The 10,451-nt window shown below is 71.1% G+C and carries 10 protein-coding genes and 1 pseudogene; 5 read left to right on the top strand and 6 right to left on the bottom strand.

Annotation, left to right across the window (positions count from 1 at the left end; all coding sequences use genetic code 11):
• Window positions 1-157 precede the first annotated feature (157 nt).
• The 3 genes and pseudogenes from L6E10_RS24880 to L6E10_RS24870 form a co-directional block, all read right to left on the bottom strand.
• A complete protein-coding gene (locus L6E10_RS24880; RefSeq protein WP_236221950.1) occupies window positions 158-1,690 on the bottom strand; it encodes an alpha/beta hydrolase in 1,533 nt (510 codons plus the stop codon).
• A gap of 208 nt (window positions 1,691-1,898) precedes the next feature.
• A complete protein-coding gene (locus L6E10_RS24875; RefSeq protein ID WP_236221949.1) occupies window positions 1,899-2,276 on the bottom strand; it encodes a hypothetical protein in 378 nt (125 codons plus the stop codon).
• A gap of 184 nt (window positions 2,277-2,460) precedes the next feature.
• Window positions 2,461-3,165 (bottom strand): annotated as a pseudogene (locus tag L6E10_RS24870) (amino acid transporter); the annotation flags it as partial.
• Between L6E10_RS24870 and L6E10_RS24865 the strand changes: the two are divergent.
• Entirely contained in the window at window positions 3,146-3,799 is a 654-nt protein-coding gene (locus L6E10_RS24865; RefSeq protein WP_275676987.1) for a glycosyltransferase, read from the top strand. The pseudogene L6E10_RS24870 and the gene L6E10_RS24865 sit on opposite strands and share 20 nt — an antisense overlap.
• Here the strand turns inward: L6E10_RS24865 and L6E10_RS24860 are convergent.
• Window positions 3,759-4,238 (bottom strand): GbsR/MarR family transcriptional regulator, encoded by a 480-nt coding sequence (locus tag L6E10_RS24860; protein ID WP_236221946.1) that lies wholly within the window; start codon window positions 4,236-4,238, stop codon window positions 3,759-3,761. The two genes, L6E10_RS24865 and L6E10_RS24860, sit on opposite strands and share 41 nt — an antisense overlap.
• 116 nt (window positions 4,239-4,354) lie before the next feature.
• Here L6E10_RS24860 and L6E10_RS24855 point away from each other — a divergent pair, with 116 nt between their 5' ends.
• Together L6E10_RS24855 and L6E10_RS24850 are read left to right on the top strand one after the other, a co-directional pair.
• Complete coding sequence (locus L6E10_RS24855; RefSeq protein ID WP_236221945.1) at window positions 4,355-5,269, top strand: ABC transporter ATP-binding protein; 915 nt, start codon at window positions 4,355-4,357, stop codon at window positions 5,267-5,269.
• The gene (locus L6E10_RS24850) at window positions 5,266-6,855 is read left to right on the top strand and encodes an ABC transporter permease (protein ID WP_236221944.1); all 1,590 of its coding nucleotides are present in this window, start codon (window positions 5,266-5,268) and stop codon (window positions 6,853-6,855) included. The genes L6E10_RS24855 and L6E10_RS24850 overlap by 4 nt, the downstream gene beginning before the upstream one ends.
• A 113-nt stretch (window positions 6,856-6,968) precedes the next feature.
• Here L6E10_RS24850 and L6E10_RS24845 read toward each other — a convergent pair whose 3' ends face one another.
• On the bottom strand, window positions 6,969-7,964 hold the full coding sequence (locus L6E10_RS24845; protein WP_236221943.1) for a hypothetical protein: 996 nt from the start codon (window positions 7,962-7,964) through the stop codon (window positions 6,969-6,971).
• 129 nt (window positions 7,965-8,093) lie between these two features.
• Between L6E10_RS24845 and L6E10_RS24840 the strand changes: the two genes are divergently transcribed.
• Complete coding sequence (locus tag L6E10_RS24840) at window positions 8,094-9,227, top strand: sensor histidine kinase (RefSeq protein WP_236221942.1); 1,134 nt, start codon at window positions 8,094-8,096, stop codon at window positions 9,225-9,227.
• Window positions 9,224-9,880, top strand: a complete 657-nt coding sequence (locus tag L6E10_RS24835) for a response regulator transcription factor (protein ID WP_236221941.1) — start codon at window positions 9,224-9,226, stop codon at window positions 9,878-9,880. Before L6E10_RS24840 ends, L6E10_RS24835 begins: the two co-directional genes overlap by 4 nt.
• A gap of 179 nt (window positions 9,881-10,059) precedes the next feature.
• On the opposite strand, the gene L6E10_RS24830 is transcribed toward L6E10_RS24835, so the two are convergent.
• A partial coding sequence (locus L6E10_RS24830) for an ATP-binding cassette domain-containing protein (RefSeq protein WP_236221940.1) occupies window positions 10,060-10,451 on the bottom strand: 392 nt, incomplete at its 5' end.

Genomic DNA, 10,451 nt, shown 5'->3' with positions numbered 1-10,451 from the left:
GGTGACTGACTTCGCAATCACCACCGCACCCGGAGGCCTCACCCATGATCAAGCCGACACACCGTCACCAACGTGTTGGCCAGGTACAACTAGGGCCTGTCCCGGCTCGCATCATCAACAGCTCCCAGCCTCTCGACCGACCGCGAGCAACCCGCGGTCACTTCGAGGCGATGTCGGCGCAGTTGACCTTCTTGTCCGGAAACTGGCCGGTGGTCAGGAACTCCACCGTCGCCTCGTCCACGCACCGGGAGCCCTGGTTGTAGACGTAGTGCCCGCCGTTGTCCGCGCCGACGAACGCCGCTCGCCCGCCCAGGACCTCGTGCAGTCCCAGGCCGTCCTCCCACGGCGTGGCGTTGTCCCTGCGGTTCTGCAGGATCAGCGTGTTGCGCGGTCCCCTGTCGGTCACGCGGACGGGTTCTTCGACGGGCTCGGGCCAGAACGCGCACGCCCAGATGTTGGCGGGCATCCCCGCGGTGAGCGGCCAGGCCGCGCGGTCCTCCGCGGTGCGGCGGGCGTACTCGTCGACGTCGCTGGACCACCGGGCGTCGCCACAGGTCAGTGCCAGGAACATGGTGGCCTGGTTGTCGGCCGGCACACCGGGGGTCGGCGGCGGCACGGAGAAGACTTGCCGCAGCACCTGACCGTCCGCCTCGGTGAGCTTGCCGTCGGCCAGTCCGACTGCCGCCTTCCAGAACTGCGCGAGCACCGGAAGGGTTTTGTCGTCCAGCAGGAGGCTGTAGGTGACGGTGCGCAGCATCGAACCCGTCAGGGCGTGTGAGGTTCCGGGTACGGGCGCGGGGGTGCGGTCGAGGCGCTCGGCGAGTCCGAGGTACTTCCGGGTCACCTCGTCGACGGTGCCGCCCAGTCCGAGCGTGGCGTGCTGCGCCGCGGCAACCCTTGCCGCGTCGGGGAAGCGTTCCGACATGGCCTTGCCCCAGTTGTCCTTCGCCTTGGCCCAGACCTTCGTCGGGTCGACGTTGCCCTCGAGGACCACCCGCTCGGCGCGCTCCGGGAACAGTGACGCGTAGACCGTGCCGAGGTACGTGCCGTAGGACTGACCCCAGTAGGAGATCCTCTCCTCACCGAGCGCCGTGCGGATGCGGTCCAGGTCGCGGGCCGTGTTGGCGGTGGTGAAGTACCGCAGCTTCTCGCCGGCGTTCTTCGCGCACCGTCCGGCGCTGGTGCGTGCGCGGTCGACGTTCGCGGTGATCGAGCCGTCCGCGGCCGGGTACGGGAACAAACCGGCCAGAGACGGGTCGTCGAGGCCGCAGCTCTGCGGGGTGCTGTGCCCGACTCCGCGCGGGTCGAAGCCGATCAGGTCGTAGGCCGCCAGCACCGACGCCGGCAGAGTCGGCGCCACGACACCCGGCGTGTCCACACCGGACAACGCCGGGCCGCCCGGGTTCAGCAGCAGCACACCGCGGCGGTCGCGGGACTGCGCCGCCGGCAGCTTCGAGACGGCTACCTCGATCTTCTCGCCGGCGGGGTTGCGGTAGTCGAGCGGGACCCCCACCGTTGCGCAGACGAGCCGGGGGTCGCGACTGACGCCCTGGGCCAGCGCCGGGCAGGCGCCCCAGGCGATCGGCGGCGTGGCGGCCGCCTCGGCGACATTCGTCGGTGTGTCTTCACTTGCGGCGTCCCCTGCCGAGTCGGCGTCACAGGCCGCCACCGCGGTGACTGTGAGCGCCACCGCGCACACCAGCCTGGCGAACCTCCGGGAGACACCGCTTCCCGCTGACCGTTGCATCGTCTTCAACGCCCTTGCCCTTCAGGTTTCGGCTACCGCGACGCACCAACGCCGTCGCCAAGAAACCTATGGAGGACCGGGACGTCACGAATCCCCTTGGCGTGGACACTTCCCCGTAGTCCTCGCGGGGGACAACGACCCTCGCCAGTGATCAGGACTCACGCAAAGGGCATAGCCAGCTGCACACGACGAGCACGCTGAAGTAGCACGGCTTGCGGTGGTCCAGAACGCGGCGGAACCGCTTCTCGGTGCGATAAAGGGGGAAGGCGGCCTCGGACATCAGCAGGTACAGCGGGCTCGGGCCTTCACCGTGGCGGTGGAGACGCTGGCGGTCGTCGACCGTGCCGAGGGCGGCGTGGAACATCGCGCTGGGCGAAGCGAACCGGCGATGGATCGTGACGCCCAGATCGTCGGCGGTGTGGCCGATGTCGGTCAGGTCGCCGGCCAGCCAGACACGCGCGTGGACGTCGCCGCACAGCCTGGCGGGCACCTGGTTCGGCTTGGTCGTGATGACCTCGTCGATGCTCACGCCAGGGGTTTGCTCGGTGCGCTGGTTCTTGTGGAACGGCCACATGCGGCAAGCTCTTCCCGTCAGTGCTGGGCAGGGTCGATCTCATCGTTGCAGCAGAAGCGGACGCCTGCGTCGAGCGCGTGAGCTGCGTTGCCATGCGCTGTCCGGCGATTGCCGATGGATTCACCGCGTTTCCCATTCGTCACCCGCCGACGTGGATGCCGGGCCGCCGCTGCGGGTCCGGTTCGCTCGCCCGGATGATCTCCCGCACGACGGGTGCGGTGTCGCCGCGGCCCAGCAGCAGGTAGCGGAAGAGGTGGCCCAACGGGTTGCCCTCGCTCCAGGCGAAGTGGCAGTGGGGCCGCACGCCGGTGCAGTCGCGCAGCGCCAGCAGGATCGCGGCGATGGCGTTGGGCGCCGCGGGGCTCTCGGCTCGCAGCACCCGGTGCCCCTCCACCTGCACACCGCGCACGTGCAGCACGTCGCTGAACCCGGACGGGTCGACCACGTCGATCTCGAGGAAGAGCACGTCCGCCGTTCCCGGGACGGGGTTCGCGTCGCGTTGCTCGGCTTCCTTCTCGGCGTACTCGGCGGCGTCGCCCGCCTGCCGCCGGTTAGCGATGAGGGTGAGGGCGCCGTCGTGGGCGAGCGAGTCGGTGACCAACCGGCGAGCGGCCTCGTCGAGCTCGATGTGCTCCACCCGCAGCTCGGTGGTGCGGCTGACCCGGGAGACCAGGGAGATCGCGATGATGCCCACGATGAAGAACAGCGAGATCGTCAGGCCGTCCGGCTTCTCGATCACGTTCTCGACCAGCGCGTACAGCAGGATCAGAGTCAGCACCGTGAACGCCGCCGCGGCGGGGCGCTGCCGGCGCCGGGCCGCGGAGATGGCGACAGCGATCGACGCTGGGCCGCCTCCCGCCTACATCGGCTTCGGCAGCATGGCGGGACGCGATGCCGAGCGCACCGGCGAGGTCGTCGCCCAGGCCGCCCGCGCGGCCGGCGTGCGCGCGGTCATCGCGACCGGCTGGGGCGGGCTCGCCGCGCACACGTCCGCTGATCTGCACGTGATCGACCAGGCACCGCATGACTGGTTGTTCCCCAAGATGTCCGCCGTGGTGCACCACGGCGGAGGAGGAACGACCCCCGCCGCACTCGCCGCAGGCGTACCCCAGGTCGTGTGTCCGTTCGTCGCCGATCAGCCGCATTGGGCTCAGCGAATGCACGCCGTGGGTGTTGCACCGCGCCCAATCCCCCACCGGGCCCTGACCGTCTCCGCATTGGCCGACGCGATCTCACACGCTGTCGATGACGCGGCACTGCGGCACCGTGCCGGCGAACTCGGCGAACAGATCCGCTCCGAGAACGGCGTCGCCACAGCAGTCCGGGAGCTGGAACGGTGCACAGCGCCAGAGGTTCAAGCTGAGAAGCGCAAGTGCTGGCCGAGGAAGGCGCAGGGTCGGCACTCCATCTCCGCGCTCGCACCTGCACAGCCGCGGTCTATTGACCGGACGAGTCCATCTCTCTCCATTTGCGCATGAGCTGCGGGATCTCCTGGCGCAGGAAGGCGAAGAAGCGCTCGGTCTGCGCCAGGCGGGCGCCCACTTCGGTGTCCGGGCCGAAGATCTTCGTGCCTTCCTTGGCGACGTCTTCGAACCGCCGGTACACGCTGTCGCTCGAGGTCAGGGCCTCGAACCAAGCAAGCTGGTGGACGCCGTAGTGGTCGCGGCGCTGTCCGGGGTCTCGTTCGCGGATCGCCATGCCGGTGCGCAGCAGGTAGTTGATGCCGCCGGAGATGGCTGACGGGCCGACGCCGAGCAGTTCGACGAGCTCGGCCGCGGTGCGCTTGCCGGTCGGGGACATCAGGAGCGCGGAGAACACGCGGGCGGCCATGCGCGGGTAACCGGAGTCGGACAGGACCACGGCGAACCGTTCGAGGAAGCGCCGTTCCTCGGTGTCCTGGCTGGTTCCGTCGTTCACTCCCGGGTTCTCCCTCCGCTCCGCGCGGACAGCCTAGCGATCAACCACGCCGATCCGCCGCAGCACTCGGTTCATGAAGTTCATGAATTTCGTGAACTATGTGTAGGGTACGCGTCATGGCAAACACGATCTCGGTGTCCGGGCTGGTCAAGACGTTCGGCCGGACCAGGGCGCTCGACGGCCTCGACCTGACCGTCCGGACCGGCGAGGTGCACGGTTTCCTCGGCCCGAACGGTGCGGGGAAGTCCACGACCATCCGGGTCCTGCTGGGACAGTTGCGGGCGGACAGCGGTCAGATCCGGCTGCTCGGCGGCGATCCCCGGGCCGACGCCGCGGAGTTGCACCGCCGGCTCGCCCACGTGCCAGGGGATGTGACGCTGTGGCCGAACCTGACCGGTGGCGAGGTGATCGACCTGCTCGGCCGGATGCGTGGCGGGATCGACCAGCGACGCAGAGCCGACCTGCTGGACCGGTTCGAACTGGACCCGCACAGGAGGTGCGGCACCTACTCGAAGGGAAACCGGCAGAAGGTAGCCCTGGTCGCCGCGTTGGCGTCCGATGTGGAGTTGCTGGTGCTGGACGAGCCCACGTCGGGGCTGGATCCGTTGATGGAGGCGGTGTTCCAGGAATGCGTCGCCGATGAGCGTCGCCGCGGGCGGACGGTGCTGCTGTCCAGCCACGTCCTGTCCGAGGTCGAAGCCCTGTGCGACCGGGTCAGCATCATCCGGCGCGGCCGCACGGTGGAATCCGGCACGCTCGCCGAGATGCGCCGGCTCACCCGCACCACCGTCACGGCCGAGCTGACCGGGGCGGTGCCGAGCCTCGGGGACGTACCCGGGGTGCACGCCCTCGAGGTGGACGGTCTCCGGGTGCGCTGCCAGGTCGACGGCGCCGGGCTGGCGGAGCTGATGCGGCGGCTGGCCTCGGCGGGCCTCCGGAACCTGGTCAGCCGGCCGCCCACGCTGGAGGAGATGTTCCTGCGCCACTACGGGGACGACCTGCGCGCCGAGCAGGAGGTGGCGGCCCGATGACCACGCTGACCGGAACAGGCGGGCTCGTCCGGTTGATCGTTCGCCGGGACCGGGTGCGCATCCCGGCCTGGTTCGGCCTCACCGCGTTGTTGGCGATCGGGGTGCTGGCGGCGGTGCAGGGCGCCTACCCGGCCGAGGCGGCACGCCTCGAGTTCTTCCGCACCACCAACGACAACCCCGCTCAGCTGATGATGATCGGCCCGATCTTCGACCCCTCCGCGGCGGGCATCGGCGCCTGGCGGATCCGCGGGCAGGTCGCGCTGCTGCTGTCGCTGGCGAGTCTGCTGCTGGTCATCCGGCACACCAGGGCGGAGGAGGAGAGCGGCCGGAGCGAACTGCTCGGTTCGACCGCGATCGGCAGGCACGCCGAGCTGGCCGCGGCCCTGATAGTCGCGATCGCCGCGAACCTCGGTGCGGCCCTTCTGATGGTGGTGGGGTTCACCGTCCAAGGCCTTCCGATGGACGGGTCACTGGTGCTCGCCCTGTCGTTCGCCGCCGCCGGGTGCGTCGCCGCCGCGCTCGCCGCGCTGACGGCACAACTCACCGCGAGTTCCAGAGCCGCCACCGGTCTCGCCGCCGGAGGCGTGGGCGTCTGGTACGCGATCCGGGCGATCGGCGACGCGAACGAGATCTCGTGGCTGCGGTGGTCGTCCCCGTTCGGCTGGACCCAGGAGACCCGGCCGTTCGCCGGCGACCGGTGGTGGCCGTTGCCGCTCGTCGCCGGGCTGGTGGTGTTGCTCGTGGCGGCGGCCTGCGCCATCTCGGCGCGCCGCGACCTCGGCGCCGGGATCCTGCCCGCCCGGAGCGGTCCGGCCACCGCGGCCCCCTGGCTGCGGTCACCGTTGGCCCTCGCCTGGCGTTTGCACCGCGGCGTGCTGATCGCCTGGACGGTCGCCGTCACCGCGTTCGGCGCCGTCCTGGGCACCACCGCCGACACGATCACCGACCAGGTCGACGACAGCCAGGCACTGCGCGACCTGATGGCGCAGATGGGCGGCGGAGGTCGTCCGGTCGACAGCTTCTTCGCGTTGATCCTCTACCTGCTGAGCCAGATGGTGACGATCTACGCGGTCCAGGCGACCCTCCTGCTGCGCGCCGAGGAGCTGTCCGCCCGCGCCGAGACCGTCCTCAGTGGACCGGTCGGCCGGATGCGCTGGATGGGCGGACATCTGCTCGTCGCCGCGGGGGGCACGGTCGTCGTGATGGCGGGGCTCGGGCTCGGCATGGGCCTGGTCTACGGCCTGGCCACCGGCGACGTGACCGCCGAACTGCCGCCGCTGCTCGCCGCCGCCGTGGTCCGGGCACCCGCGATCCTGGTGATCGCCGCCATCGCCGCGGCGCTGTACGGCGTCGCACCTCGCTTCGCCGCGCCCGTCGCCTACGCCGTACTCGGCGTGTGCTTCCTTTTCGAGTTCGCCGTGGCCTACGGCGGTGCCGACGAGAACCTCATGCGGATCTCCCCGTTCGCACAGACCCCGGCGCTGCCCGGCGCGGAGTTCGCCGTCGTCCCGCTGCTCTGGTTCGCCGTCGTCGTGGCCGGCCTGGTGACCTCGGGAATGGCCGGTTTCCGTCGCCGTGACCTGTGAGCGGTGCGGTCACCGACTCGCCGGGGGAACAGGAACGGCCGGCGCGTCTCGGCCGAGGACCGTTGTCGCCCGGACGTCCTGTGCCGAGCGAGATCACCGTTGGAGTTCATCGGCTACGCCGCGGTCTTCTCCGCGGCGAGCCGCCGTTGGCGGTAGGCCAGTGCGGCCACGAACAGTCCCAGACCCCAGAGCGGCCACAGGGTTTCGGGCATGTTGGTCACCCACTTGCCCTCGACGCCGGTCCCGAAGGCGAGGCGGATGTACATCACGCCTGCCGACGTCACGAGGATCGCCACGACGGTCGCCGGGACCACCGCGAGGTTCACGGGCACGCGCTTGCCGGCCAGGCCGATCATCCAGCGCGGGAAGCGTTCGCCCCAGGGCCGCACGAGACCGACGGTCAGCAGGGCACCGGCCGCCCCGAGGCTGGCCAGGGCCGCCCCGGCCAGCCACAGGCCGCTCTCCGCGCCCTCGCGGTACATCTGCTCGTCCAGGCCCAGGCTCCAGCCGAGCGCCCACGCCCACCTGGTCGCGCAGTAGATGAGCGGGACGACGACGGCGACGACCACGGCGGGTTTGCCGAAGCGGACGAGGTCCGGCTCGCCGCCGCGGCGGCCGTACCGCAGCGCGGTCAGCGCCCACCCGACCCCGGCCAGCAACAGCAGCGTCAGGTTCGCGCCCGGCCACTGGACCAGCTCCGCCCACCCGGCGTTCGGCGGGAAGTCGAAGAAGGTCTTGCTGACCGCCAGGATCGGCGTGTAGGCGACGATGGTGAGCGGGCGGTAGTCCTGGATGACGAACATCAGGCCAACGGCGTAGGTCCAGGCCGGCACCAGCAGCGCGTACCGCCACCTGCCCAGGCCGACGCCGCGTGCCATGAGCAGGGCGACGATCCCGCCGAGCAAGCCCAGGACCGCGATGACCGGCCCGGCCGCCTCCGGCGTCGACAGCCCCAGCACGTTCGCGTGGATGGCGTCGGGTCCCGCGTCGACCATCACGGGATCGCCGACGCCGAAGGGGTAGGCCCTGCCGGTCAGGGCCCAGAACACACCTGCGAGGCCGTACAGGAACGAGAAGCCCGCGGTGAGGTGTTCGATGTTCTTCCGCATGTCCACAGCCTGGTGAGCACGAGCGTCGAGGCACATGTGCCGACCGGCGCATCCTCGGTCACCTCGGCGGCGTCGACAGGCCGATCGGCACATCTCGGGCTTCCCGGGCCGCCGCCTAGGCTTGCGATCATGCATCTCCGTCGCGCGGTCGCCACCTGCGGCGTGCTGGCCCTCGGCGCGGGGACGCTGCTGGTTCCGGCACCGTTCATCGACGTCGTCACGCCGGTCGCGCTCTGCCTCGGACTGGCCGTCCTGCTCGCCCTCTGGCCCGGTGCACGGGCCGCTCTGCCGTGGGCGGCTGGAGCGGCCGCCGTCCTCTCCGCCACCGTCACCACCATCCACCTCGTCGTGCGGCCGGGCGGGGTGAACGACAGCCAGGGCCTGTGGGTCCTGCTCGAAGCGGCCGCGCTGGCCGTCCACGTGTACCTGGTGTTCCGCTGGTCGCCGCCCCGCGCCGCGCTGACCTGTGGCGGGGCCGCCGCGCTCGCACTGGCCCTGACCGTGCAGCGGTACCTGCCGCCCGGTGCGGTCGTGGAGGCGGTCGCCGGGAGCATCATCTGGCTGGTCCCGGGCGTCGTCGCCGGCCTGGTCGCCTGGTACCCGCGGCACATGGGCGAGCTGAGGGACCGGGCCGTCGCCGAGGCCCGCCACGCGCAGCGCCTCGACCTGGCCTCCGACCTGCACGACTTCGTCGCTCACGACGTGAGCGAAATCGTCGCCCAGGCCCAGGCGGCCCGGGTGGTCCTGGTCGGCGACGACCCCCGGATCGCCGCGATCCTCGGGCGCATCGAGACCGCGGGGTTGCGAGCCCTGGGGTCGATGGACCGCACCGTCCACATGCTCCGCGACTCCGGCGGAGCGGTCCGCGCACCCGTCGGCGTGCTCGCCGACCTGCCCGAGCTGGTCTCGCGCTTCTCCCAGGGCGGCGTGCCCGTCCGGCTCGACGCGACGCAGGCCGAGGTCCCGCGCGAGGCCGCCGCCGTGGCCTACCGCATCGTCGTGGAGGCCCTCACCAACGTGCGCCGTCACGCACCCTCGGCGTCCTCTGTGGACGTCGCGGTCGCGGTGGACGACCGCGTCCTGCACGTCACCGTCACCGACGACGGTGACGCCGACGCCCGGCCGGGTGACCGGACGCACGCGGGCCTCGGCCTGCCCGGTCTCACCGAACGCGTCGAATCCCTGCGCGGCACGCTCGCCGCCGGTCCGCGGCAACCCCGTGGCTGGATCTTGTCCGCACGCATCCCCTTGGACGGCCGATGATCCGCATCCTGATCGCCGACGACCAGGAAGGCATCCGCGCCGCCTTCCGGATGGTGCTCGACGCCCAGCCCGACTTCACCGTGGTGGCCGAGGCCGCGAACGGCGAGAGCGCCCTCGCCCAGGCCCGGCACCTCAGACCGGACGTGGTGCTCGCCGACATCCGCATGCCCGGCCTGGACGGGCTGGAGCTCACCCGGCGGCTGGCCGGCCCCGGCGTCCCGGATCCCCTGCGCGTCATCGTGGTCACCACCTTCGACCTCGACGAGTACGTCCACACCGCCCTCCGCGACGGGGCCTGCGGCTACCTGCTCAAGCGCTCGGGGCCGACGCTGCTGATCGAGGCGGTCCGCGCAGCGGTGGCCGGAGACACCCTCATCAGCCCGCAGATCACCGTCCGGCTGCTCAAGCGGATGATCCCCGCCGTCACTCCGCCGCCGGAACGCGACCCTCTGAGCGAACGGGAACTCGAGGTCGTGCGCCTGGTCGCCGAGGGCCACACCAACGCCGAAATCGCCACGAAGCTGTTCATCAGCCCCGGAACCGTGAAGAACCACCTCGCGAACGTGCAACGCAAGCTGGGAGTCGCCAACCGGGTCGGCATCGCTGCCTGGGCCTGGGCGACAGGACGGTCGGCACCACAGGCGCCACGGTAGCCCGTCGTGGTCACACCGAAACCACGATGAGGTTGTTCACCGGCTGTTCCGGCCGCCAAGCGGTACAAGCCTGTGCGTGCGCTCCTCGTCGTTCTCGGCGGCAGCCCGCGCGGTCGTGGTCGACTCGTTGATCAACGCCTCGGCCACGGTGCGCGTGAACTCGCCCCCGAGTCGTGGCTTCAGCGGGCCGGAGCGGCCAGGCGCAGGTGTCCGTCGTGGACTTCGGCGACCTGGTCGACGGCGGTGAGGTGGGTGCCGTCGTGGGTGACCAGGACGGTGGCGGTGGCCTGCCGGCGGGTGAGACGGGTGATGAGGTCGATGACGGCGGCGCCGCGTTCGTGGTCGAGGGCGCTGGTGGGTTCGTCGACCAGGAGGACGGTGGGGTCGTTCATCAGGGCGCGGGCGATGTTGACGCGTTGGCGCTGACCGCCGGAGAGCTGGTGCGGGCGACGTTCCGCCTGCGGTGTCAGGCCCACCGCGTCGAGCAGTTCCATCGCGCGGGTGCGGGCCTTGGCCGGGGAGCGGCCGTCGATCTGGGCCATGACCTGGAGTTGTTCGGCGGCGGTGAGGG

Source organism: Lentzea sp. CC55 (genome assembly GCF_021056325.1).
Classification (GTDB): domain Bacteria; phylum Actinomycetota; class Actinomycetes; order Mycobacteriales; family Pseudonocardiaceae; genus Lentzea; species Lentzea jiangxiensis.
This window is presented reverse-complemented; position numbering and strand designations above follow the sequence as displayed.

Coding starts and splice junctions, on each gene's coding strand:
- L6E10_RS24855 (WP_236221945.1), top strand. CDS start 4,355: ATGGCAAACACGATCTCGGTGTCCGGGCTGGTCAAGACGTTCGGCCGG.
- L6E10_RS24850 (WP_236221944.1), top strand. CDS start 5,266: ATGACCACGCTGACCGGAACAGGCGGGCTCGTCCGGTTGATCGTTCGC.
- L6E10_RS24835 (WP_236221941.1), top strand. CDS start 9,224: ATGATCCGCATCCTGATCGCCGACGACCAGGAAGGCATCCGCGCCGCC.
- L6E10_RS24840 (WP_236221942.1), top strand. CDS start 8,094: ATGCATCTCCGTCGCGCGGTCGCCACCTGCGGCGTGCTGGCCCTCGGC.
- L6E10_RS24845 (WP_236221943.1), bottom strand. CDS start 7,964: ATGCGGAAGAACATCGAACACCTCACCGCGGGCTTCTCGTTCCTGTAC.
- L6E10_RS24865 (WP_275676987.1), top strand. CDS start 3,146: ATGGCGACAGCGATCGACGCTGGGCCGCCTCCCGCCTACATCGGCTTC.